21 protein-coding genes, 5 pseudogenes and 1 CRISPR repeat array are annotated in these 24846 nt (G+C 43.8%); of the genes and pseudogenes, 4 read left to right on the top strand and 22 right to left on the bottom strand.

All coding sequences use genetic code 11. From position 1 onward, the window contains the following. Window positions 1-473: 473 nt before the first annotated feature. The 10 genes and pseudogenes from ACKTT2_RS06250 to ACKTT2_RS06210 all read right to left on the bottom strand — a co-directional run. Window positions 474-593 (bottom strand): annotated as a pseudogene (locus ACKTT2_RS06250) (short chain dehydrogenase); the annotation flags it as partial. A gap of 156 nt (window positions 594-749) precedes the next feature. Next, window positions 750-1223, bottom strand: coding sequence for a cupin domain-containing protein (locus ACKTT2_RS06245; RefSeq protein ID WP_407885073.1), 474 nt, complete (start codon window positions 1221-1223; stop codon window positions 750-752). Window positions 1224-1350: 127 nt separating this feature from the next. Continuing rightward, window positions 1351-1932 (bottom strand): nuclear transport factor 2 family protein, encoded by a 582-nt coding sequence (locus tag ACKTT2_RS06240; RefSeq protein ID WP_407885071.1) that lies wholly within the window; start codon window positions 1930-1932, stop codon window positions 1351-1353. A 282-nt stretch (window positions 1933-2214) separates the two neighbouring features. Beyond that, on the bottom strand, window positions 2215-2643 hold the full coding sequence (locus tag ACKTT2_RS06235; protein WP_407885069.1) for a nuclear transport factor 2 family protein: 429 nt from the start codon (window positions 2641-2643) through the stop codon (window positions 2215-2217). Between the two features lie 79 nt (window positions 2644-2722). Next, on the bottom strand, window positions 2723-2812 hold the full coding sequence (locus ACKTT2_RS06230; RefSeq protein ID WP_407885079.1) for an AraC family transcriptional regulator: 90 nt from the start codon (window positions 2810-2812) through the stop codon (window positions 2723-2725). A gap of 423 nt (window positions 2813-3235) precedes the next feature. Continuing rightward, complete coding sequence (locus tag ACKTT2_RS06225; RefSeq protein WP_407885067.1) at window positions 3236-3688, bottom strand: hypothetical protein; 453 nt, start codon at window positions 3686-3688, stop codon at window positions 3236-3238. Window positions 3689-3707: 19 nt separating this feature from the next. Further along, complete coding sequence (locus tag ACKTT2_RS06220; RefSeq protein WP_407885065.1) at window positions 3708-3986, bottom strand: GIY-YIG nuclease family protein; 279 nt, start codon at window positions 3984-3986, stop codon at window positions 3708-3710. A gap of 349 nt (window positions 3987-4335) precedes the next feature. Further along, window positions 4336-4452: pseudogene (locus ACKTT2_RS52315) on the bottom strand (GIY-YIG nuclease family protein); the annotation flags it as partial. A gap of 244 nt (window positions 4453-4696) precedes the next feature. Next, window positions 4697-5011, bottom strand: a pseudogene (locus ACKTT2_RS06215) (HNH endonuclease); the annotation flags it as partial. Window positions 5012-5241: 230 nt separating this feature from the next. Next, window positions 5242-5394, bottom strand: a complete 153-nt coding sequence (locus tag ACKTT2_RS06210) for a hypothetical protein (RefSeq protein WP_407883979.1) — start codon at window positions 5392-5394, stop codon at window positions 5242-5244. A gap of 29 nt (window positions 5395-5423) precedes the next feature. Between ACKTT2_RS06210 and ACKTT2_RS06205 the strand changes: the two are divergent. Beyond that, window positions 5424-5570 (top strand): annotated as a pseudogene (locus ACKTT2_RS06205) (IS4 family transposase); the annotation flags it as partial. A 96-nt stretch (window positions 5571-5666) separates the two neighbouring features. On the opposite strand, the gene ACKTT2_RS06200 reads toward ACKTT2_RS06205, so the two are convergent. From ACKTT2_RS06200 to ACKTT2_RS06175, 6 genes are all read right to left on the bottom strand, one after another. Next, window positions 5667-5975, bottom strand: a complete 309-nt coding sequence (locus tag ACKTT2_RS06200; RefSeq protein WP_407885063.1) for a hypothetical protein — start codon at window positions 5973-5975, stop codon at window positions 5667-5669. Further along, window positions 5972-6274 (bottom strand): hypothetical protein, encoded by a 303-nt coding sequence (locus ACKTT2_RS06195; RefSeq protein WP_407885061.1) that lies wholly within the window; start codon window positions 6272-6274, stop codon window positions 5972-5974. Before ACKTT2_RS06195 ends, ACKTT2_RS06200 begins: the two co-directional genes overlap by 4 nt. A gap of 32 nt (window positions 6275-6306) precedes the next feature. Continuing rightward, window positions 6307-6825 carry a tyrosine-type recombinase/integrase gene (locus tag ACKTT2_RS06190; RefSeq protein ID WP_407885077.1) on the bottom strand — a complete coding sequence of 173 codons (519 nt, stop codon included), beginning with the start codon at window positions 6823-6825 and terminating at the stop codon, window positions 6307-6309. Between the two features lie 250 nt (window positions 6826-7075). Continuing rightward, window positions 7076-7645, bottom strand: coding sequence for a hypothetical protein (locus ACKTT2_RS06185; RefSeq protein ID WP_407885059.1), 570 nt, complete (start codon window positions 7643-7645; stop codon window positions 7076-7078). Between the two features lie 153 nt (window positions 7646-7798). Continuing rightward, on the bottom strand, window positions 7799-8353 hold the full coding sequence (locus tag ACKTT2_RS06180) for a hypothetical protein (protein ID WP_407885057.1): 555 nt from the start codon (window positions 8351-8353) through the stop codon (window positions 7799-7801). A 90-nt stretch (window positions 8354-8443) separates the two neighbouring features. Then, window positions 8444-8920: a hypothetical protein gene (locus tag ACKTT2_RS06175; protein ID WP_407885055.1), complete on the bottom strand. Its 477-nt coding sequence runs from the start codon at window positions 8918-8920 to the stop codon at window positions 8444-8446. On the opposite strand from ACKTT2_RS06175, the gene ACKTT2_RS06170 reads away from it, so the two are divergent. Continuing rightward, complete coding sequence (locus ACKTT2_RS06170) at window positions 8905-9369, top strand: hypothetical protein (protein ID WP_407885053.1); 465 nt, start codon at window positions 8905-8907, stop codon at window positions 9367-9369. The two genes, ACKTT2_RS06175 and ACKTT2_RS06170, sit on opposite strands and share 16 nt — an antisense overlap. A 236-nt stretch (window positions 9370-9605) precedes the next feature. On the opposite strand, the pseudogene ACKTT2_RS06165 reads toward ACKTT2_RS06170, so the two are convergent. The 3 genes and pseudogenes from ACKTT2_RS06165 to ACKTT2_RS06155 form a co-directional block, all read right to left on the bottom strand. Beyond that, window positions 9606-9890, bottom strand: a pseudogene (locus tag ACKTT2_RS06165) (Uma2 family endonuclease); the annotation flags it as partial. 75 nt (window positions 9891-9965) lie between these two features. Next, entirely contained in the window at window positions 9966-11456 is a 1491-nt protein-coding gene (locus ACKTT2_RS06160) for a glutamine synthetase family protein (RefSeq protein ID WP_407885051.1), read from the bottom strand. 259 nt (window positions 11457-11715) lie between these two features. Further along, window positions 11716-13865: direct repeats of the CRISPR family, unit length 37 nt; unit sequence GTTTCAATCCCGCAAGCGGGTTTCATTTATTTGAAAG. A 289-nt stretch (window positions 13866-14154) separates the two neighbouring features. After that, window positions 14155-14895 (bottom strand): Uma2 family endonuclease, encoded by a 741-nt coding sequence (locus tag ACKTT2_RS06155; protein ID WP_407885049.1) that lies wholly within the window; start codon window positions 14893-14895, stop codon window positions 14155-14157. 332 nt (window positions 14896-15227) lie between these two features. Between ACKTT2_RS06155 and ACKTT2_RS06150 the strand changes: the two genes are divergently transcribed. Then, window positions 15228-17927 carry a tetratricopeptide repeat protein gene (locus ACKTT2_RS06150; RefSeq protein WP_407885047.1) on the top strand — a complete coding sequence of 900 codons (2700 nt, stop codon included), beginning with the start codon at window positions 15228-15230 and terminating at the stop codon, window positions 17925-17927. An 85-nt stretch (window positions 17928-18012) separates the two neighbouring features. On the opposite strand, the gene ACKTT2_RS06145 is transcribed toward ACKTT2_RS06150, so the two are convergent. The 3 genes from ACKTT2_RS06145 to mfd form a co-directional block, all read right to left on the bottom strand. Continuing rightward, on the bottom strand, window positions 18013-18303 hold the full coding sequence (locus ACKTT2_RS06145; RefSeq protein ID WP_407885075.1) for an AAA family ATPase: 291 nt from the start codon (window positions 18301-18303) through the stop codon (window positions 18013-18015). Window positions 18304-18348: 45 nt separating this feature from the next. Further along, window positions 18349-19122: an AAA family ATPase gene (locus tag ACKTT2_RS06140; RefSeq protein ID WP_407885045.1), complete on the bottom strand. Its 774-nt coding sequence runs from the start codon at window positions 19120-19122 to the stop codon at window positions 18349-18351. Window positions 19123-19319: 197 nt separating this feature from the next. Beyond that, on the bottom strand, window positions 19320-22943 hold the full coding sequence (mfd, locus tag ACKTT2_RS06135; RefSeq protein WP_407885042.1) for a transcription-repair coupling factor: 3624 nt from the start codon (window positions 22941-22943) through the stop codon (window positions 19320-19322). Between the two features lie 355 nt (window positions 22944-23298). Between mfd and ACKTT2_RS06130 the strand changes: the two genes are divergently transcribed. Further along, a complete protein-coding gene (locus tag ACKTT2_RS06130; protein ID WP_407885040.1) occupies window positions 23299-24618 on the top strand; it encodes a hemolysin family protein in 1320 nt (439 codons plus the stop codon). The last annotated feature ends 228 nt before the right edge of the window (window positions 24619-24846 follow it).

The raw sequence follows: 24846 nt of genomic DNA, 5'->3' as shown, positions 1-24846 counted from the left end.
CCCCGCGTGGAGTATAAGTTAACTGCCTTTGGCTCTCGGTTCGTTGAAATTCTGGATATTATTGATGATCTAGAAGAATTTTGCCAAAGTCGCCTCTAGAGCATTGGGATAGATAGTAGCTTATGTACAAGTTAAAGCGCAGCCCAACAACCGCGCTGCACCGGAACGTTTCAATATGCTCGGTTGAGTGGCAAAGGTTGTCTGCGTCCGGTGAGCGCGACCGATCAGGCAGCTTCAGAGGCAACTTCCTGTTTTACTGCAAGCTCTAAATGCTTCACTCCTGACGATAGAAAAGCAGTTGCAGCTCGATCGCTCTCAGCCCGATCCACATCCATCAGGGGTGTAAACGAAAGCGTGAGGGTGAGGCGATCGCCCAGGGTCGCAACGCCAACAACCCGCCCGACCAAACCTGACGTGACAGCAGGTGCATGGAGTGCTTCAATCCGAATGTTGCCGTATTGCTGAGCCGAGAACACGACTTTTGCACCCGCAGTAGCAAACGCGATAACTTCGTTAAGCTTCGCTAACGCAGTTGCACGACCAATGCCCGATGTCCCTCCCGTCACTAAAGCAACCTTGTCTTTAAGCATCATGATAGTTACCTCTTGTTGTGAATGGTTATGTTACTTGCGTCAAAAACTCAATGGGCAGCAATACGTGTAGGAGCCAGCAACAAGAAGCGCCTCGATCTATAACCAGGATGAGTAACGATTCTGGTTGTAGGAGCCGGGTTTGAGCATTGCTCTAATTCACACGATGAATTCGATGCCGTACTTGGGTGCTACTGCCAAAATTCGCTTGATCGCTTCGGGAGTAGCTGGGCGGGATGGCGCGTCCGGGTCGTCTACTGGAACACCAACTTCGGCAAAGAAGTTCTCAATTCCCGCAGGCATATACCAGACCAACATCCTGGCGCGTTGGTTGGTAATGTTCTTAAAGGTATGCAGATGTCCCTTCGGAGAATAGAGAAATGTTCCAGGGGTCGCAATCACCGTTTTGTCACCGAGTTGAAACTCTAGTTCGCCCTCTTGGATATAGAACGCTTCATCTTCTCGATGGTGAATGTGTGGCGGCGGATCAATTTCAGGATCAACCCGCAACTCGACGAGCGTACATTGCCCATTGTTTTCTTTGCCCACTGCCTTGAAGGTGAAAATATCTCCCACAACTGAAAGGGAATTTCCTTGACCTGGCTTAAGCAATAGATCATAAGAGGTAGTCATTGTCACTTCTCCTAATAGTTGTTAATTGTTGTGTTGCAATGCGAGATGTCCGATCGTCAAAAGAATGAATAACGATCCTGGTTGCAAAATGGCGGGTTTGGGTATTGATGTTTGCTGGCTCCTACACTTAGTCGCGCTCGATTAGTGTGTTTGAAGGTAAGTTCGGATCGAGCGCCTTACGCGCACTGTCAATGCCTACAACGGGTAACGTACTAGGATCGAGCAAGCCGAGTTGAACCAATACGCTCGCCTGATCCCAGTAGATGTGTTCGTGGGCTAGCTTGTCGCCACGGAACTGGACAATCGCTACCACTGCCACTTCAACTCGTTTAAGAGTCGGAGCAATGCCAGGTAGCATCCAGTCCATCTGGATGCTATGAGTGAACTTAACCAGCATTTCATCGACGAGTTGATTGGTCCCGATCGTGCGCGAGACCGGAGTCAGCTCCATGTCCGGAGGCATCCGTGGAATGAAGTACTTGGAATAAAACTCACGCAGTGCCGATTTCCCTACTCCCCCAGTCATTACCGGAATGTCGTTAACGTAAGCATCCTCAACCATCGTGGCGAGAGTGTCTTCGGTGTTGTGAGTGTCAAACTCAAGCCGCAGATGCTCATCCCAGAGTGCTTGTAAGGCTTCCTGAGCGGGTGTCAGGTTGGGGGTTGCCTGTAAATTTGCTTGTTTGTCTACTGTTTGCTCTTTGGTCATGTTAATTCTCCTGGTTCTATGTATCTAAAGTGTATTGTGTTCTAATGCTTGATTTCTTTGAGATTCTTACGAAGATTTGTCGGATTCTTATGGAGCTTCTTTCAGCGGTCGCGAACCTGTTTCGATATCATTCCAATATAATCGCTTAGAAACAAGGTATTGAGTCCTGCGATCGCAAAAAGATATCTGAAGGCAGATCTGCAATCTGCTAACTGTATATCCGCCATCGATCGCTAAGGATTGCCCCGTGATGTAGCTGGCAGCTTATTCGGCAGTGAAATTTTAGGTGTTGCCGAAGGCATCCGTCAGAGCAACAGGGTTCCAATATTCACTGTAGTAGACAGTCTTGCCATCTTTAATTTTTAGTCGGACAACATAGTCTTGTTCATAACGACGACCCGTAGTAGGAATTAGAGCCGATCCGTGCAGCTCAGCCCAGAGAACATTTGGGTCTGTCGTTGGATATTTACGCACATTTGAGAATGTCAAATTTTGCATTTGAGTCAGCGCCGTTTTGATATGGTTGTAGGCGGCAGATCTGCCTTCTAATCGTCCTGGTCTTCCAAGAGAAGGTGCATACGGAAAGTCCACAATGACATCCTCAGCAAGTAAATCTGCCCAAGCTTCGGTATCTGTAGCCATTAATGCTAGATGAGCATCAAGAATTTCTTCGATTGTATTCAGGGTTGGTTGCATTAGATTATCTCCCATCTATTTACCTAAAATTTACTCATTATGGGCGATCGAGTTCTTTCAGATTCTTACGATGATTTGCCAGATTCTTATGGTGTTAGCGAACTTGCTTCGGCGTCATTCCGGTAAATCGTTTGAAGTATTGTGTCAAATGGCTTTGGCTGGAGAAACCGACTTGTAAGGCAATATTTGCGATCGCACGGCTTGAAGATGCTGATTACGAAGGACACTCCCTTTCAATGCTGCAAAAAATTGCTCACGCTCTCAATCAACGGGTCGTGATTCAGCTTGCTCCAATAGAACATGAGCAAAGTGCATAGGCTACTAAGGGCGCGTCTTACTTAATGAGCCTATAAAAATAAGTAGGACGCGCAAACTGTGAGTCAATGCTTTGTCCAAGTGGGGAAAGTTGAAATTTAGAATTTTACTCATGATTAAAAACTCTAGGTAAGATAATCTGTTCTAGCTACAAGTTACGTAGCATGAGTCTGAAAGTGTGACACTTAACCAATCATTGGGGTCTTACCGTCGAGGTTAACGTCTTTAGGCGGCGGTTGGGGCGTTCTCAGGCGAAAATGCATTTGCTATGGTGACAGAGCGTAATATCGTCCTAGTTCTTGTCGGTGCTGAAACTATTACGATGAAGCCCTCTCAAAATGGCTTGTGGTTTACTCCGGTTTGCTCTAGGAGCAGTTTCTTGACATGAATGAACCGTATTCAGGGCAACGCCTGCTCTCTCGGCGGCTTTCCTCAAAGACAATCCCTCATAAAGTGCAGAGATGACTTTTTGAGAAGAGGGTTTTTGCAAGAAGTCTTCATCTGTCTCAGTTGGGCGACCGACGTGAGTTCCCCAAAGTTTCGCCCTGCTCATCCCCGTCCTAATTGCCTGGGAACGTTGGGTTGCTTTCCGATCGGCTTGGATTCCGACTTCCACTCGATCCGGTTCGCCGTTGAGAATGCCCGTCTCCACTTCAGTCAGGACTTTGGGTTTCATCCGCCGCAAGTCCATCAATACACTCGTTGCCTCATCAAACTTGTAGTACTCAGTTGACGTGCCGTGCATGTAGTTGAAATCTCGGTATCTATGTTTGAAATAGAGTTCCACATTGCCCCTGTGTTCCCAAGTCCCCAAGATTTTGATAGTGACTTGTTGAAATTGAGAGCGCAACTCGTGCATGTATTTCTGTAACTCGCTCTTGAGGTGGGCGGCGGGTCACTCCTATTTTGTAGAAGGTTTCTCCCGATGCTTGTATCAAGAGAAAGTAGAGGGTGTTGGCGAGTATGCGTTGAAGCTGTGCCCTGTAGATTTTGAGGTCGGGCGCGTTTTTCAACGAGCAGTGGAGAATCGGTATCATAGGCATCAAGTACCGACCTCTGCAAGTCACGGAGTTTTTTTTCAATCAACGGTTCAGTGATTTCGTTGAACAGTTGCAGCGACAATTGGCCCAAGGGAATCTTCCCTAGCTTGGTTAACTCGTACCTACCAACCCTACCCTTATACTCGTTCCACTGCAACAATTTTTGGCTTTCTAAAGTGCGAACCATTGAGCAGTGACCTAACTTCTGGAACTTCTCTAACTGCTCGAGTTGTTTGCCTGTGAGTTCTAGGTGAAATTTGTCAAAGAGTGGTAGTGTATGTATGTCAGTTGAGCGCGAGACTTCCCGGCAGGTTTCCCCTGTGTGGGCGAAGTGGTGTTCTTTTCGAGTGCCCTTTTTGGCAGTGAGCCTACCAGAACAGTACGGACAGTGCAGTTGGGTCTTGCCCTTTGGCACGTCATCAATGAAAACGAGCGCTCCATCTTCACTTACCCCGTAGTGTAGCCACATTGCGGAACATGCTTGATACTGTTGGTCGTTTGCGGGCTAGTTCCTAGTGTATCAAAAAAGGTTCGGTTGGGATACAGATTCTTTCAGGTGTAGTTGGCAAACAGCTTTCATGCCCCAGGTGCCACTGCCAATGCCACGAGCTTTCCATATGGCATTTGGTTGGAGTCGAGGGGAACTATTATGTTCCGCCCCTCTCCGTTCGATCTGGACGTGCGATTTTCACCGCATCCAGCTCTCGATATTCTTAGGTTTCCCTTTTACCCATGTGCAGATAATCGTGGCAACTTTCATGTATTGCTATCAGATTATTTTTGCGCCAGTTGTTATGATTCCCATCTATGTGATGAAGGTGAACGCGTTCATCGGCGAGTAGTTTCATACCGCAGGCGGCACATTTATGGTTCTGCCTTTTTAGGGCAGCAGAGGTTTCATTATCATATAGTTTACTGTTTCGTTCACTCCAGTAAACTAGGTCTCCATCGAATGAGGATTTATCCCCTTTGACTATGATATGGTTGTTTTCGGAGTATGGAACCTTAGGGAATGCTTTATCTAGTACAATACCTTTGCCAATTGTGAAGAGAGGTGGTGGTAGAGAAGTGAAGTTAAAGAATCTAAGAAGTCTAGTACTAGAACATCGATTCAGTAACAGGCGATCGTAAGGTAAGTCAGTCAGCCCAGTCAAAAAAGTTGGTAAGTAATAGTTGTATGAACGAATCCAAAAGCAAAGGTAAGTTGAAGAGAATGAAAATCACATAGCTGGGTGAAGGGGGTCGAGACAATTTGCTATCAACCACCTGTTGGGGCGATAAGTTGGGTACGGCTTGCGGCTAAGCGATCGCACTTACCTGACGAGCGCTTGTGACTGAATCGGTGTTCTAGGTGAAGTGAGAAAACCTGAAAAAAGAAGAGGGCAATAGTAGTAGAGTTGTTGTTTACCACAACGACAACTCAGAAAGCAACTTTAGCCCATGTTAGAAATTCTAGCACTTTTACAATGCCTACAACCTCATGTCAAGTCAAAAACAGTGCGTCAATTGAACCAGATCGTGCAAGCAATGCTTGCGATGACAGGACTCTTAACGATGTTAGGTATTTCTCGTTGGACGGTTCAAGGCGAACGAAAAATAAGCACCGTGTTATGTAGTATCAGGCTACAAGTGGCACAGTGCGCGGGGGTTTTGTTACAGGGTGTGGGAAGCGTGAGCGTCCATCTAGATACCGTATTTATCTGCCCATCTTTGCTTAGCCTTGCGGCTCATGGTTAAATGCATTTGCAGAGTTGGCGTTAAAATGCCAGCGATCGCAATCTGCATAAAATTTTCGTATTCCTCGTAATCCTGACTTTCTTCAACAGGAAAGAAGGTCAGGACGTAACCTAAAAGGAAGCTGAACAAAAGTTGATGTAATCCGCTCCATAGATACCATGCTCCTGCTACTTTTAGTTGCCCCATTAGCTTTCTTTGCTCTACAATTTTCTTCTTTGCAGGTTGCTCAATCAACGTCAAATTTTTTTCTTTCATTGGCATTTGGGATTGTTGTTTCCGTAGCAAAATACTTTAAATGTTTTACCCTTATGCCCTGGGTATATGCCGTCTTCGCCAATCTCAACTAGTTGATTGTGCTTGCTAAGACCACATAGCGTAGAAGCTTTGAGGCTGCCAATAATTAACGAGCCATCTAGCATACATTTTTCGTATTCTGCTTCTATCTGTGTGATTGCTGTTTGTCTATGGATTAAAAGATTCACCCAGTAAAGACCATATCCAGCTAATAGAATTCCAGCAATAATAAAACCTGGTTTGTTTTCTTTGGTAATCATAATGTGGTTCTAATCTTAAAAATTTACTACAGCTAACCGGGTAAATCCAACCCAGACGATTGATGCGGACGGGCATGAGCATACTTGCCCGTGGTAGATAAGCTTTCATGACCAAGTGTGGCTTGTACCAACTGCGGTGCTGTTCCTCTATCCAAGCTGTGAGTGGCATGAGCATGGCGCAACCAGTGAGGACTGATATCTTTCTTAATACTGGCGTGAGCTATATCCTTGACCAATTGGTTAATTTGTCTAGCTGACAGAGGTGTGCCACCTTTGCGACTAGGGAACACGGCATCGTTATCGTCAGCGTTGTCACGATATTTAATAAGGGAAGCGTACAGATCGGGCTTGATGACCACAAACCGGGTCTTGTCTCCTTTGCCAAATAGAGTTACCTGTCCTCTACCGTCGCGGTTGGGTTGAACGTCACGCCATCTTAAATTTGCGATTTCCCCAACACGAGCACCAGTCAAATAGAGCAGTCGTAGCACTAGCCGATCGCGCTCGTTGGTAGTAAGGGCAATTATGGTCATCACCTCAAGTTCGGTCAGGTAACGGTTGTTCCCTGCTATTCAATGACATCACAATACCTCAAAACGGGGCAAAAATTGACGTGCAGCGTATCCTAACGGCGTACTACATAGAGAAGTGTAACCGGGTTGGCGGCAGTGCATTTGTATTAGTCAGAGAATGTTTATTCCCGGATTCTTTTTCTCCCAAAAACCACAGAAAAAGCCCCCATATTGAAACTGAAGGCGTTGCTATGCGTACAAAAAAAAACTGGTTTGGTACGGTGACTCCTCATATCCCGAATGAAATATTGTCCATCGTTGCTCTTGTTACTTTTGTATGAACGTGTATTAAAAGTTCAACTTCTGAAGTGTCTTCTACGGGTTCTAGAAGTCGGTCGGTTTCAACAGCGAGACGAGTCACAAGGTTATCATCTTCAAGTAGACAAAAAAATGGGTTTTCGTCTTCTCCTGGCATACTGTCTTTAGGCATTTCCTCCTCTTTTGGCATTCTAAGTGCGTCAAGAAGTGTTTTTAACCGATTATCGAGGTCACCACATTGTGTCACGATAAAACCTGGTTCTTCTGGTCGAAGCAAGGTAATTTTTAGCTCTGTTACCAAATTTATTCTTTCATTAACAAGCGGGACGAAGATAAATTTTTTTATAGGACGCAGAAAACGTGGCGGCGTCTCATCATCTTTACCCACTAAAAGACATTGGTAATCTTTTAGCGGTTTCTGTTGCCATAGCTCCTTCATCTGCTTGTGAATATGTTGACGGATCTGATGTTTGTGCTCCCATTTACTGCTCTTGTTGCTGTCGCTCTTAAGTTGTCCTCGATAATGAAGCCGAAATTCCATATTTTTGATTTAGTGGTGCTAATGTAGCTAAAACATACATCAACTAACTTTACAGTAAATTTTTTGAAAACCGTTACTCACGCAAAAAGCCCCTACGGGTAAGTAGGGGCAAATCTTCCTATATACCAAGAGTGTTTAAATTTAAACAGTCTTCTAAAATGGCATCTCTTGAGCAGCTTTGCAGTTTGCGATCGCAGCTTTCGCAATCTCCCTAAAATTTGCTGACTCATCATAGGACACCTTGATGTACTCCGAACCACACCAGACGCGACAGAACAGAACGCTGTCATCGTCACCGGGTGCTGGTTGTATGGTGATAGGCGCTATCAGCTGCTGTGGGGTCAGGAGTGCTACTGCCACTAGGAGACCTTTGCTGAAGTGGGTATCATGACCACTTTCAAGGATGTATGTTCTATCGGCTTGAATGGTGGCTAACAGCTTGTGGCATGGCTTCCCGCGTCTCTCTGCTTGCTCAAACCTCAATTCTTTCAGGTATCCGGTCAAAGCAGTTGCGGTAATGGGTTTGGGGTTCCGGTCAGCATCTAGGCTGTACCAAAGACAATTGTGCTGTCTGTTGCAGTAAATCTTGCAGCTGCCAGCGTCGTTGTGGAGTCGCAACTTGGGCTTGTCCAGCGCGGTTAGAAGGCGTTTGAGCAATTCTTCTTGCCTAGAGAGAGCTTGTAGTAGCTGGTTCGTGTCGTTAGTCATAGGTGGTATGTGATGGTTATGTGATTGGGTTTGTAATGCTCTAAGTAATGCAAGCGTACTACTCAGAGCATAGAACGGGAACTCCGAGCATTAAGCAGCTGCTTGTCCCAACAACTCTTCGACCTTCCTTGCCACAGTCCCTGGTAACCATTGCAGATCCGAAGTGTCGCCCTTTTCAGAACAATACTTGGCAATCAGCGAGGGCAAGCTCTCCAAGAATTTGACTTTGGTCTTGTTGTTCGCTGCGATCGCAAACTCCTTCAAAATTTCAGCCTTTGTAGCAGGTGCAAAGCCTTGCAGTACAGCCCGGATTTGCGCCCAAGTCTTGAATCCGTAAAGGTTTCGCGCTGTTTCCTGAATTGTGGAGTAAGGGACATCAGAAGCTGGCTTAATTGTGGGAGTCAGATTCTCGCTATTGAGCAAAGCCCGAACTGAATCCGCAAGGACTGTAGGGATGTTGTAGAGGTCTTTTTCAAATGCCTTGCCCTTAACATTGATGAAAACCGCAATCTGACCGGGCAATGTTCGCTCAAGCTCTGGCTTCTGCTTGATTGCTTCTGCTAGCACAAGAAGTTGGTACTTTTACTGAAGGAAATAGTGTTGCTCCCTTGGAAGTTACTTTCAACGCTAACGCAACTCTAGCAGCAGTGCATGGATTGATTAACAACATCACCTTTGCCAATGTCTCAGACAACCCTACCACAACTCCACGCACTGTCAGCTTTGTTCTTACTGACGGTGATGGCGGAACAAGTGCTACTGTCACCAAGACTGTTTATGTAACAGCCGTCAACGATGCGCCTGCGATCGCACCCAATCAAACATTCAGTGTCAACAAAAACGCACCAAATATTTATAAGCTACTTGACGAAACTCTTCAAGTCTGGCACGTTTCATGTTGGCAGGTGAGTAATGGTAGTTCTTTTCTCAGCTTCTGCCAAAAGGGGAGCTGTGTTCAATCATACTCCCCTTTTTTTCTTGGTCATTCCCAATTTAGTTTCAAGACAGAGCGATAATGATAATTTAAAGCATATGATTATCATTATTTTAGGATTTACCCCACATAGACGTATTACACAATTATCAAAGGTCGCAGATGCTTTGAGGCTGACTTGAGAATATTTTTCATCTGTAATTCCACTCTTCTCACAGTGTCTCTGGCATCTACCTAGATTTTTTGGCTGTCTGCTCCAACGCATTGTTAGCTGCTTTTAGCATATTCTGGTACCAATTAAGGACACAGTATTCTTTGTTGTTCTTCTTCCCAGATCTTATAACTGTCACGTCCACCGGGCGACACATCAAAAATTACCATCACATCTGGTGCGACTCTGAGTTTGGGAAAATTTTGAGCAGAGAACAGAAATTGATTTCCCAACACCGTTGCTTGACGATGAGCTAAGTACTGTCGGAGAACTTCTAAGGTAGTTAACAAAGAATAGAGGTGGTTGTAGGTTTCTGCAACCTGGGTTCCATCAGCAGTCGGATAAAATGGTTCGGTTTGTTGAGCAACTTTCAGAATCGCTGTCCTATCTATAAGTTCGTGTTCCGGCACTCTTTTAGTTTACAAATAATCCGAAAAACCTGCTTACCCTGTTTGATTCTCAAACATTCAAAATAATTCAAAATATTCTCTTTGCTCCCAGTCAGTTACTTGCTTTGAATACTCATCTGGAGATTGGTCAGCAACAGCCTCCAAAAAGCGGCTAATTTCACTCTGTTTCATTTTAATGATAAAGTTAATGAATTGCTGTCCCATTTTTTGGCGAAAAAGTTCGCTTTGACTCAAGTATGAAATCGCCTCTAGTAAACTTTGAGGTAAGGCTGGATTTTCTGTAGCGTATGGTTCTTCTGTTGGAGAACCTGGGTCAAGCTGGCAATCTATTCCATCTAACCCACAAATCAATTGTGATGCTATGTAGAGATAGGGATTTGCTGCAGGTTCACCAACTCGGTTTTCAATGTGAGTATTGGGGTCATCAAAACTGCCTTGCAGTCTAATCATCGCCCCTCGGTTTTCCAATCCCCACCCCGCACGGTCAGGAGCCAAGGATAATGGTCTAAATCTTTTATAGCCGTTGATAGTTGGGGTTGTGAAAACACAAGCAGCATGGGCGTGTTTGAGAATCCCACCAACAAAGTGCATGCCTAAATCTGACATAAGCATACTAGGGTTTGCAGACATGAAAGCATTCTCGCCTGTAGTTCGGTGGATCAGCGATTGGTGCAGGTGCCAACCATTGGAAGAAGAACCATTGAGTCTAGGACGACACATAAACGATGCAATGTAACCTTGTTGACGGCAGATTTGCTTAGTGGCCATTCGGAACATCGTCATTGTATCGGCGGCTTGCAATCCAGGAATCGGGTCAAAGGTAAATTCAAATTGACCAACACCCCCTTCGTTTTCCACACTTCTTAAAGGCAATCCCATTTCAACTAGGTTTTCTGCCAGAATAAGCAGTAAGTCGTGAATCTCGGGATTATGCGATTCCAACAGATACTGAAAGCTTCGCTTAACAGCGCTAACTTTGGGAGGTTGACCGGGTTTTCCAGAAGTACCCACATCGGTGAGTGCGATCGCTGGATCGGACAACTTTGCCAGATACCACTCAACTTCCAAGCCAACAATATGCTCTAACCCTCTTTGGTGCAACTCTGCCAAAGATTGACGTAAAACACCTCGACTGGAAAAAGGCATTGCTTGACCATTTTGAAAGTATTGGTCGCAAAGGATCGAGCCAGTCCGTTTTGCCCAAGGCACAATTCGGAAAGTATGAGGATCGGGAACAGCCACGAGATTTGGCGCACCTGTCATTTCGGGCATTTCTAAGCCACTACCACTAACAAAAGGGTTAAATACAAGGGCACTTCCAGTATCGAATAAAAATGTCCCCGTGCTGATTTGCATTCCATTTTCCAAAGCGCTGAAAAATGCTTGGGGTAAGAGCGACTTACTGCGAACAATGCCATGCTGGTCTGACCAAGCAACACGAATTAGCAATAGGTCACGTTCTTTGACAACAGCCTCGATCTGTTGAGATGCTTCTTTTTGAACCTCTGTCCACAAATTATGACGCTCAATAAATCCAGTTCTTTTCATTTTGATGACTCGATCGTGTTCAACTGCTTGTTTAGTTACCTTTGACTTGAAGGATTTTCCAGCTTTGTGCAAAGCATAGTTGATTCCAACTCACTTTCTTCCATTTGACCGTGGGCGATCGCAAGAGGCAATCTTGACTTCAAGTTGACTTAACTTATTAAGATATCCTGCGTTCACATCCCGAGCGCAAATGCTAAAAAATGTTAATTTGACTTTCTTAAGGTGAGGGATGCAGACACCGGGACTGAGTTTAGTTTGTGTTTCAATCCCGCAAGCGGGTTTCATTTATTTGAAAGATGCCCATGGGGGCTGTAGTGATGATCGCCCTCGTTTCAATCCCGCAAGCGGGTTTCATTTATTTGAAAGATTTGACCAGTATATTCCAGCTATCGATGATTGAGGTTTCAATCCCGCAAGCGGGTTTCATTTATTTGAAAGCCCAAAATCATGTTGATTTCGTCTTCAACTTGAGGTTTCAATCCCGCAAGCGGGTTTCATTTATTTGAAAGCAGCTATCGAGGGTTCGCGGCTATTCTAGGGGTGTCAGTTTCAATCCCGCAAGCGGGTTTCATTTATTTGAAAGTGAAGCCACAACATCGCCGTTGCGCCGTGTCGTCAGTTTCAATCCCGCAAGCGGGTTTCATTTATTTGAAAGCTTCTAGTTCGGGGACTGGAAAGCGTGATGAAGGTAGTTTCAATCCCGCAAGCGGGTTTCATTTATTTGAAAGTTGAAAAGATATATGAATCATTAGGATTAAAGGAAGTTTCAATCCCGCAAGCGGGTTTCATTTATTTGAAAGTGTCGGAGTTAAGAAAGTAGAACTAGAACAACTGTTGGGTTTCAATCCCGCAAGCGGGTTTCATTTATTTGAAAGGCTAGCCCCGGTGACGCCTGCTTGTTTACAAGCATGTTTCAATCCCGCAAGCGGGTTTCATTTATTTGAAAGATTGCACCAACGGAGTGTTACAGGTGAAGTGCGAAGGGTTTCAATCCCGCAAGCGGGTTTCATTTATTTGAAAGCCCAACGTTTCATGTATCGGAAGGCTAACGTCATGTTTCAATCCCGCAAGCGGGTTTCATTTATTTGAAAGACTGGCAAACAATTATTAAGTGCAGCTTGAAGTCCAGGTTTCAATCCCGCAAGCGGGTTTCATTTATTTGAAAGTTACTTTAAGTGCGGTGCGATCGTCATGTTATTAAATGTTTCAATCCCGCAAGCGGGTTTCATTTATTTGAAAGTTGGTAGTTCGCCGTGTGGCATGGATTAATAGTAGTTTCAATCCCGCAAGCGGGTTTCATTTATTTGAAAGTCTTGAATGATATCTTCATATGCGCCTTCAGGAGGTGTTTCAATCCCGCAAGCGGGTTTCATTTATTTGAAAGTTAACGCTCTTAAAGCTTCTCCTTTAGTCTCACCGAGAGTTTCAATCCCGCAAGCGGGTTTCATTTATTTGAAAGACCTTGCGGGTTCCCTTGGGGAAAACTCCGTATGTCTTTGCGTTTCAATCCCGCAAGCGGGTTTCATTTATTTGAAAGTAGGGCGATGTGGGCAGTTGGGGTTAGTTGATGCATGTTTCAATCCCGCAAGCGGGTTTCATTTATTTGAAAGTTTATTTCCGTTAAAGTTCCTGTCTGTCTATGGTTTCAATCCCGCAAGCGGGTTTCATTTATTTGAAAGTCAAGGAAATCCTTCTCTAACAAATACAAATTACTTGTTTCAATCCCGCAAGCGGGTTTCATTTATTTGAAAGAGTCTGAGGGAGGAACCGCAAGCGTTGATGAATGTTTCAATCCCGCAAGCGGGTTTCATTTATTTGAAAGTAACATGAATAACACTGCGTTTGCAAATCTAAACGTTAACGAGTTTCAATCCCGCAAGCGGGTTTCATTTATTTGAAAGTAACCATTCATCTTGTATTTGAGTTTCCATTTACGCGTTTCAATCCCGCAAGCGGGTTTCATTTATTTGAAAGTTCCACTCCCACTTTTTTCAATACGCCCTCTACTGGAGGTTTCAATCCCGCAAGCGGGTTTCATTTATTTGAAAGTCGAGCAATGTAATTTCCATGCCTTCGGGAATTGATAGTTTCAATCCCGCAAGCGGGTTTCATTTATTTGAAAGTTCTAGTGCCTTGGTGCGGTAAGCGGTGATGCCTTGTTTCAATCCCGCAAGCGGGTTTCATTTATTTGAAAGCCTTTACCCCGTCTGCGATTATTGTGGTGGAATTGTTTCAATCCCGCAAGCGGGTTTCATTTATTTGAAAGGTTAAGGCGGAAATGGAGTTTGCATGGAACGCCGGTTTCAATCCCGCAAGCGGGTTTCATTTATTTGAAAGTAGAGTTGCGAGTTCTAGACGAATTAATTGACATCGTTTCAATCCCGCAAGCGGGTTTCATTTATTTGAAAGGGCAGTCAACAGAAGCTAACTGTAGAACCATTCCTACGACCATTTTTGGCAGGGCTGTTTTGAAACTCCATTTCAGACTTTCACAAACAACTTCTGCGTTCATCCTAAAACGCTGAAACTATTGATTTATCTAGGTTCTGTCGATTTGGCGGGAGGTAGGGGGTTTTTGCCCGTGCTTTGCCCTGCCAAAAAACTGTCGAGTTCATTCTAGCATCATAAGATGATTGTTTCTTGCTGTCGAGCTGGCTCGGAACCGTAAGTCATTGTCTTGCGTACCGAGCCAAAGTCTCTACTGTAAGGTATCAGGATCGACACCTAAAGAGCGTAGTTTTTCTTTTAACTTTTGTACCTCTAATTCTGCTTGTTCGGCACGTTGACGTTCTTGTTCGGCACGTTGACGTTCTTGTTCGGCGCGTTCCTCTGCTTGCTGTCTTGCGATCGCTTCCTGATGTAAAGCCGAAGCTAGTTCATCAGGTAACAGTAACTTTTCTCCCGTATCCTCGCGATAAAATCCAATGAGTTTTTCTTCTACTTGCAAGCGTAACTGTAATGGTTCGCTACGGCTATCCTCAATCAATTCGTAACTTTCTCCTCGCAAGCGGTATCCTCTGAGTTTTTCTTCTATCCACTCGCCTTTAGGGTCAAATAACCAGTACTCCTTGACTCCTAGCTGTTCGTATAAGGTTTTTTTCAAAATTTGGTCAGTGTCTTTTGTTCCTTGTGAGGTCATTTCAAAAATGACAGTCGGTATTTGACCCTCTACCCATATCTTATAATTATCTCGACCACCTGGTGGTACATCAAAAATCACCATCACATCTGGCGCAACTCGTAATTTGGGAAAACCTTGAGCGTAGTACAGAAATTGATTTCCCAACACTGTTGCTTGACGAGCTGCTAAGTACTGTCGGAGAACTTCTAAAGTTGTTAATAAAGAATATAGGTGGTCGTAGGTTTCTGCCACTGGTTCTCCATCAGCACTGGGATAATATGGTTCTGTTTGTTGAGCAACAGGTAGAGTCGCTGTCATATATATCTGTCCGCGTTACCGAACTGTTTTAGATTTATTCTCTAATTCAACTTTACATAAAAAATATATCTTCTGCTTAACGAATAACAGTCACTACAACAAGTGACAAGCCCATCCATTATACGTCATCAAAACCGCAACGATTCTGTATGGAAATAATGCAATTCCAATAGATGCGGCATCTTAGTATTCTATTTTCCGCTCGGTTTCGTATCAAAACTTTCAGAACCTAGATTCTACTGAAATTATTAGATAAAATCACATACAACAGGTGCTAAGCGGTATACAAATACTAGCCGTGTACACAGTGTAACTTTTTAATTAATCTTGCAATGAATCCACAAAAGAAACCCAAGAGCTTACAAGATATTCTCAAAAACCGCCAACAATCGGCTTTTGGGGGACGTGAAGAGGAAATTGAGCTATTCCAACGAAATTTGCGATTACCAATAGAAGACGATCGCCACCGCTTTATATTCAATATTTGGGGTCAAGGAGGTGTTGGAAAAACTACCCTCGTGCAGAAATTCCGCAAGATTGCTGAGGATGCAAAACTCTTGACGGTTTACACAGATGAAGCAGAAAAAAGCGTTTTGGAAGTCATGGATCGTTTGGCTCAACAGTTGGAACAGCAAGGTTACAAATTGACACAGTTTAGCGATCGCTACAAAGTTTACCGTCAGAAACGTCAGGAATTGGAAAGCGATCCAGAAGCACCTCAAGGATTTTCTACATTTATTGGGCAAACTGCGGCTAAAACTGCCGTGCATTTTGCTCGACAAGTTCCAGGTATCGGTTTAGCTCTTGATTTGGTAGATACGGATGCTGTAACTACGCAAGCGGGAGAGTGGGCATCCTATGTTGCCAAAAAATTGACTAATAAAGATGAAGTGCGTCTAGTTCAAGAACCAATTGAAGTCCTCACTCCCTTATTTGTAAGCAACATTTATAAAATTGCTGAAAAGGCGGGTATTTCCCTCTTTTTTGATACATACGAACGCACAGAGGAATTCTTAGATGATTGGCTGCAAGAGATTTTAGAAGGGCGTTACGGCGAACTTCCTACCAATACATTAATAATTATCGCCGGACGGCATGAGTTGAACAAAAATAATTGGGCAGCTTATGAAGGAGTGATGGTACGCTTTCCTTTGGAACCGTTTACAGAGGAAGAAGCTAAAAAATATCTTTCTGGCAAAGGCATTACCAACGAGCATATTATTGAAGCAATTCTGCGTCTTTCTAGTCGGTTACCCCTGCTAATTGCAACATTGGCGGCTGAAAGTCCAGACGATCCCAATCAAGTGGGAGATCCTAGCGGAACAGCGATAGAGCGTTTTTTGAAATGGATAGAAGATTCAAAGCGACGACAGGTGGCTCTGGATGCAGCAATTCCTCGTAGTTTAAATCGAGACATCTTAGCTCAATTGCAAGGAGAAGAAGAGGCGGGTGAGCTTTTTAGTTGGCTCAAAGGCACACCCTTTGTTAGAGAGCATAGTGATGGCTGGGTTTATCATAATGTGGTCAGGTCACAAATGTTACGATATAAACGGATGTCATCTCCGCAAAGTTGGGCTGAGCTTCATAACAAGCTGGCAAATTATTACAAAACCCTACAAAATGACTTGCAATTGAACGAACAAAAAAGGTGGCGTGATGAAACGTGGCAAGCTTATGAGCTTAATGTACTTTATCACCGTTTGTGTCAATCGCCAACAAAGTATTTGCCAGTAGCTCTTAATAAGTTTTTGATTGCTTTAAATAACGACTTGGTTTTTGCCCAACTTTGGGCAAGAACAATGGTTCAAGCAGGTAATGATGTAGAGGCTCATGAAGTTCGGAATTGGGCGGAAAAGTTAGTTGAAGGTTTAAAAGCTTATAATGAGGGACGTTATGAGGTGGCCGTTCAAATGCTAACAGCCTTGCTAAGAGATACTAATCTTGAAATCAATTATCGTTGTGTAGCTTTAGATTGGCGCAGTTACATTTATTGTCAATTTAATGAGTACTCAAAAGCTTTAGAAGATCTGACTGAAGCTGTAAGATTAGCGCCTCAAGAAGCTAAATATTTGGTGTATCGTGGTAGAGTTCACTCCCTACTAAATCATTACGAGGAAGCGCTTAAGGATTTCGATTTTGCCATTGAACTTAATCCCAATGACCCTTGGGCGTTAGCCAACAGAGGTTCGAGATATCGTCAACTCGATCGCTATGAAGAAGCACTTAAAGATTTAGATCGCGCCATTGAACTTAACCCTGATTACCTTTGGGCGTTAGCCAACCGGGGTTCGACATATCGTCAACTCGAGCGTTATGAAGAAGCACTTAAAGATTTAAATCGTGCCATTGAACTTAACCCCGATTACTCTTGGGCATTATCCAATCGAGGAGTAGTATTTCATCAAATGCGATTTTCTAAAGAAGCATTTCAGGATTTGGATCGTGCTCTTGAACTTAATCCCGATTCTGCTTGGACGCTAGCTCATCGTGGCTTAATGTATCGGGAGATGAGGCGTTATGAAAAAGCTCTTAAGGATTTAGATCGTGCTCTTGAACTTAACCCCGATTCTGCTTGGACGTTGGCTGTTCGCGGTACAACTTATCTTATGCTTGAACGTTACGATGAAGCTATTGTTGATTGCACTCACGCTCTTGATTTAAAACCAGAGCAACATTGGTGTTTGTCTCAACGTGCTTTAGCATACCGATGTCTTAATCAAGAAGATAAAGCACAAGCCGATCTCAATCTTGCTATAGAATCGGCTAAACCACAGTACAAAAAAGATCCTTGCGATTGGCTTAATACTATTCGTTTAGCTTTTTACTGTTTGGCTTATCAAGACAAATATGCCCCTGTAGCAGAAAAGTTATGTCAAGATGCTTTATCAAACGGTGTTTCCTTATATCTTATTCACGAAGCTATCTATGTTTTAGATGACTTTTTAGTTTTGTTTCCCGAACATACGGGAGCTACATCAATACGGCTTTTATTCCAGTCTCATTTGAAAGAAAAGAATACGAACAGTCAATAATAATTCATCTCACAATTTTTTGGTAATATTTCCCGAATTATCTGTATATCAATACTTTGATAATTTTCCTCACAATACAGGAGATTTACAGGCACAATGCCCCTCCTAATAAACGATAAGTGTCGCTTTCACTCACTACATCACTAACTGCTTTAGAGTGAGTGGTGAAGATAAATTGACAGGTAGGAGCAATTTTGTGAAGCTGACTGACTAGAAATTGCGCTGCTGATGGATGTAGATTGAATTCGATTTCATCAATCAGGACAACTGAGTAAGCAATTTGTTGTCTGACAAATTCATAGAGAAAAAGAAAAACAGTTTGTTCCCCTGCCGACATTTCTACAATGTCGTATTTTCGATGTCCATCATCTATCAGAAAATATGTAGTTTCTTCTGTAGGCGAATCAGGACTAGGGAGATTTTATAGTCCCCAAAAGGAACGATTGAGAAAAATTTTTTGGTAAAGAGTTTCCAATTGACCTAGATAATCTACTGAATAATTTCTCCCAGATTCTTGTCTGCGTCTCCAGTCAACTAAAAACTGACGCAAACGACCTACACCAAACTCAAATGATATGCCAGTACTGCGCTCTTTTATACTATCTCCTACAGATTCTTGATTAGAATTTGAACCAAGATTGCGAACCCGACCGAACCAGAAAATTCCTGGCAATTGGGAAAACAAGGAACGAACAGATCGATCCCCTTTATTAATGAACCACTGAGCATAATATCGCCCCCGAAATTGTTCCGACTCAGCCTTAGAGTTTCCAACTTTACAAAAATCTCCATCAAGAATGACTCGAACAAGATGACTATGACCTGGTTCAACAAAGTCTCTTGAGTCTGACTTGCGTTCAAGCAGCTGAGCTTCGTACCATTTCCTTGCTATTTCACGGGTAGCAAGCAATTCTTCTTTTTCAAAAGAAACCTCTAACTCAATCCGTGGCGTACCCCACCGCCAGTATCGTCCCGGCAAAAACCCCGTCCAATCAAAATCAGCAATATTCCGAATACGTCCGGTTGCAAGAGCTAAAGGTAGAGCAACTGCTTGTAAAAGAGTTGTTTTACCACTACCATTGTCGCCTAAAATCAGGAAGCGATCGCTTACCTCATCTAAGGTTTTGTTTTTAAATGAGACTTCTAGCCTATCAAATTGCTTGAAGTTTTGAATACAGATGGACTCAACTTTCACTTAATTAATTCTCCCATTTTACTAATCTGTGTTTATTTGATATTAGAAATTTGCCAGAGTAAAGACGCAATTACTCCCTTCTCAATACTACAAGGGCGCTCGAATTTTTGTGGGTTGCGATCGCCCTGAAGAAACTTAACAAATGCCTGTAAATGTTGGGTTTCGTTCCTCAACCCAACCTACGTATCTTCGGATTTTTACACAACAGCCACCTCTGGAACTGCACCTTGCATTTTATTCAAAGCATCAATCAACATTTGTAATTGTTGATCTGCCTTAACAACTGCTAGTCCGCGCACTGTCACCTTTCCAGGAGAATACACAAACCTAGTTTTCTGATTTTCTGGCAAATTCTCAGCCAATAAATTCCATCCTGGTTCTTCCATTTGCGTTTCCAAAACAATATGCTGTTTATTTTCTGGTTTAATACGGCTAAACCCTAAATTCTTCGCCAATTGTTTCAATTCCATCACTCGCAATAGCTGAGTAGCTGGAGTCGGAACTGCTCCAAATCGATCGCTCCATTCAGCAGCAATTTGCGTCAACTCTTCTTTATTCTTTGCCGATGCAACTGCACGGTACGCACTCATCTTTTGGTCTAAATCTGTTATATAATCCGCCGGAATAAACGCAGTGAGATTGAGGTCAATTTGCGTATCGTCAACTTTAGGAATTTCTTGACCTCTGATTTCACGAATCGCTTCTTCGAGCATTTCCATATACAAATCAAAACCAATAGTTTCCATTTGTCCCGATTGTTCTGCACCTAACAAGTTACCCACACCGCGAATTTCCATATCGCGCATTGCAAGCTGATAACCAGAACCCAATTGAGCAAATTCCTGTATGGCTCGCAACCTTTGACGGGCTGCATCAGATAAAGTCCTCTGCCTGGGATAAAATAACCATGCATGAGCTTGAATTCCCGCACGACCGACACGACCCCGTAATTGGTAAAGTTGCGATAACCCGAAGCGATGAGCATCTTCAATCAAGATAGTATTCACTCGCGGGATATCCAAACCAGATTCAATAATCGTCGTACACACTAGAATATCTGCTTCGGCATTGCTAAAGGAAAGCATAGTTGATTCCAACTCGCTTTCTTCCATTTGACCGTGGGCGATCGCAATTCTACCTCCCGGTATCATCTCGCGCAAACTTCCTGCTATCTCCTCAATTCCCTCAACTCGTGGAACTACGTAAAACACTTGTCCGCCTCGGTCGAGTTCTTGACGAATCGCACTGCGGACAGTTTCTGGGTTCATAGGAGAAAGGTGAGTTTTAATTGGTCGTCGGGATGGTGGTGGCGTTGTAATCAAACTCATTTCCCGAATTCCCGACAGGGACATATATAAAGTCCGGGGAATGGGTGTTGCTGAGAGAGTTAACACGTCAACTTGGGTTTTGAGTGATTTAATTTTCTCCTTTTGGTTCACCCCAAAGCGCTGTTCTTCATCTACCACTAACAGTCCCAAGTCGCGGAATGCAACGCCCTTTCCCAATAGTTGATGTGTTCCCACAACTATATCTAATTCACCCGTTGCCAATCGTTTCAAAATATCGCGACGTTCTTCAGCAGTACGGAAACGGTTCAGTAATCCTACGTTAATGGGATAGGGTGCAAAGCGTTCTTTTAAGGTATGATAATGTTGCTGAGTTAAGATGGTAGTCGGTGCAAGCAGTGCCACTTGTTTCCCTGCAGCAGTGACAGCTTTGAAAATTGCCCGAATTGCTACCTCTGTTTTGCCAAAACCAACATCGCCACAGACCAATCGATCCATCGGTCGTTCGCTTTCCATATCGCGTTTGACATCTTGTGTCGCTTTCAACTGGTCGGTTGTGGGTTGGTAGGGGAAAGAGTCTTCCATTTCCTCCTGCCAAGGCGTATCTAATGGATAAGCATACCCCGTTTGTTGCGATCGCGATGCATACAATTTCAGCAAGTCCACAGCCAATTTCTTAATAGTTTTGCGGACTTTGTTCTTCGTATTTTCCCAAGCCTTACCAGTCATTTTATTCAGTTCTGGTGGCTTATCATTTGTTGTACGCAACCGCGACAAAACCCCAACTTGGTCAGCAGCAACTCTTAATAAACCATCAGCATACTGCACGACCAAATACTCGCGTGTTTCCTCATTCAGTGTCAGGCTCTCTAATCTGAGGAATTTACCGACACCGTGGTTTTTATGAACGACAAAATCTCCCGGACGTAGTTTGTTGGGATCGACTTGTTTTGACGCTGCTTTTCGCCGTTTGCGAACATAACTCGGAGTCGCAAGAGTATGCTGACCGTAGAATTCGCGGTCAGTAACGACGACTATGCGGAAAGTTGGAAGAATGAACCCTTCTAATTCAGCAAGCCCCGAATACTTAAGAGCAACAGGTGTGTGGTTGAGTTGTAACTTGTCAATAGCTTGGTAATCGCGAGGATTGGGAATAAACTGTGCTGGACAGTCGTGTTCTTGTAATAGGGAGACCGAACGAGAAGGCTGAGCGGAAAGCAGCCAAATGGAGAATTTGCGCTCGCGTTCTTGTCGCAGTGTGTCCGCAATTTTTGCAAATTGGTGAGGCGTGACAGGAACTCTACGACTAGCAAGATTAATAATCCCAGAACCTTCTTCCACCAATTCCGATAAGGATAATTTATGAAACATTGCCAAGTCAGCCAGACATTCATCAAACCAACGATGAATTCTGGGGATTGGCGATTGGGGATTGGCGATTAGGGATTGGCGATTGGGGATTGGCGCTTGGGGATCGGGATCTGAGGATTCCTCAGTCCCCCAGTCCCCATTCCCCATTCCCCATTGCTCCTCAGCATTTTCTACCCAGCGATCGCTATGAGCGTGACACTGTTCTGGTTCATCAACAGTAATTAAAGTATTTGCAGGCAAATAATCTAGCAGAGAAGCTGGTTTGTCAAAAGCCAAACCTAAGAAACGACGGCTACCTTCCAAAAGTTCTGAATTCTCAGTGCTAAACTCTGAATTTTGTTGCAAATGAGCGCTTAGCGTTTGAAATTCAGTACTATCTTTCAGTGCTTCCATCACGATAGGAGCAAAGCTCGTAGGAGTCAGCACGAGATAGTCTATTTTGTCAAGTGCTGCTGAACGTTGAGTGGCTGGGTCAAATTCTCGTAGCTGCTCAATCTCATCCCCAAACCATTCCAATCGTATTGGTAACTCAGAAGACACGGGAAATACGTCAACAATATCACCTCGTCTGCTCCATTGTCCCTCAGTTTCCACCATCGGTACTCGTTCATAGCCCAGCTTAGTTATTTCCTCGCTGAAAGTATCTAAGTCAAATTCCATACCACGGGTAATGGTGATACAGAAGGGCATAAAAGCGGATGGTGGTGGCAAATGCGGTTGTAGTGCTGCGACAGTGGCGACAATTGCCATCTTGGGGACTTGGGATTGGGGATTGGGAATTGGGGATAAAGAATTCCCATTACCCCTTATCCCCAATCGCGAATCGCCACTCACTAAATCTGCCAAAACCTGCATCTGTCCCCAAGTCATTTCCGTTTCCGGATCGAAGGGTTCGTATGGGGAAGCTTCAGAAGTGGGGTAGAAGTGTACTGTTTGCCACCCCATGGCTTCGAGTTGTGTTGTCCAGCGTCCGGCTTCCTCCAGAGTCGCACAAACCACGAACAAATTCCGCCCTTCAGTTTGAGCCAATGTTGATGCTACCAAGCCTTTAGGTAAGCGAGGAATGCCACTTAACAGCAATTCTTGTTGTCGATTGAGCTTAGATAAGAGTTCAGTGGTGAGCGAAGAGCGCCCTAAAGCACGCACAATGGAAGAAAATGCCATAAGGTTTTAAATATATGATTTTTCAAGGCAGGTAAGTACAATACACCTACCTTCACTATTTTAAAAGTCCCAACAAGGGAAGAGAGGAATGTAGTATGCCTTGCGACATAACTATTGCGATCGCATTCTTGCTTATATTTTAGGTAGAAGCAATAAAAAACTAGTACAATATCCACTGACCAATCGCTAATATACGGCTCGGTGTGACTTATATTAACTGACTTATGACTTACCTATAGTTCTCGATAAATGGCTTTTTCCGTGTTTAGAGTGTTTCATGATATCTCCTATGAGATACCAGATACTAAGAGGTTAAGGTTAAGCAGAGGTAGCCGATGGTATCGGCATTATTCAAATGTCCCCAACAATCGAAATTTTATTAATTCTTCTTCTAATTCTCGCCAATGGTTTGTTCGTCATGTCTGAACTGGCGATCGTCTCATCACGAAAGGCTCGCTTACAACAGCTCGCCAACCAAGGTGATGCTAAAGCGCGATTTGCTCTAGAACTGGCTTCTTCTCCCAATCAATTCCTGGGAACAGTTCAGATTGGAATTACACTCCTCACGATTCTGTCTGGTGCTTTTGGCGAAGAAACCATCGCTAAAAGACTTTTGCCTGTTTTAAGGCTTATACCTTTTCCAGACAATTACAGGGGACAGCTCGCTCAAGGCATAGCAATTCTAATTATTACCTATTTAACACTGATTCTTGGGGAACTAGTCCCAAAACGGCTAGCTTTGAACAATCCGGAATCCATAGCTTCGGCTGTGTCCATCCCCATGCGGATGTTAGCTACATTTGGCGCACCTATTGTTTCTTTGCTCAGTTTTTCTACTGAAACAGTCTTGCGAATCTTAGGGATTAGACCATCCACAGAACCGCAAGTGACAGAAGAAGAAATTCGAGTCCTCATCGAGCAAGGAACGGAGGAAGGAACTTTTGAAGAAGCAGAGCAAGATATGGTCGAGCGGGTATTTCGTTTGGGCGATCGCCCTGCGAGTTCCTTTATGACCCCCCGTCCTGATATTGTTTGGTTAGACTTAGAAGATACCCCTCAAGAAAACCGGAAAAAAATCATTGACAGTGGTTATTCCCGGTATCCAGTTTGTCAGGGAGGAATTGACAATGTACTTGGTATCATCCGAGTCACAGACTTGCTAGCCCGAAGTTTTTGCGGCGAACAACTAGATTTGACAGTCGGTTTGCTACAGCCTACGTATGTGCCAGAAAGCACTCGTGGTTTAAAAGTTTTGGAATTATTCAAGCAAACAGTGACTCACATGGCACTCGTAGTTGATGAATACGGCGTAATTCAAGGACTTGTAACACTTAACGACGTTATGATAGAAATTGTTGGCGATGTTCCTTCTATGGACGATCGAGAAGACCCGCAAATCGTACAACGAGAGGATGGCTCTTGGCTATTGGATGGGATGTTATCAGTAGAAGAATTTTTCGATCTTTTTGATATCGAGCGTTTACCCTCCGAAGATCGGGGTAGCTATCAGACATTAGGTGGTTTTGTCATGTCCCAATTAGGTCGTATTCCCACAGCCGCCGATCATTTTGAATGGCAAGGAATACGCCTTGAGGTAGTAGATATGGACGGAAATCGAGTGGATAAGGTTCTGGTGATGCCACAAGAGGATAGATCGACAGAGCAGAGTAATTAACATGGAAAGGCGGACATTCCTAGCCCGCCTTACAGAATGACCCCGCATGAATGACTGTTCTACAGCAGGTTTTACTATTGAGTATTTTTCCTCACAGTTTCTACGTCTAGTTCTAGAGATTCAGCAATTTGCTCAATGTTTAACCCTAACCTCATGAGTTTGGGAATCATCTTTAACTTTGTCGCTAGCATACCTTCTTCAAAAGCTTCCTAATAAACTTTACTTTTT

Origin of the sequence: Scytonema hankhaensis NUACC26 (assembly GCF_045865695.1) — a bacterium.
In the GTDB taxonomy this organism is placed as follows: domain Bacteria; phylum Cyanobacteriota; class Cyanobacteriia; order Cyanobacteriales; family Nostocaceae; genus Scytonema.
Note: the sequence above shows the minus strand (reverse complement) of the source record. Positions and strands in the feature narration are given on the sequence as shown.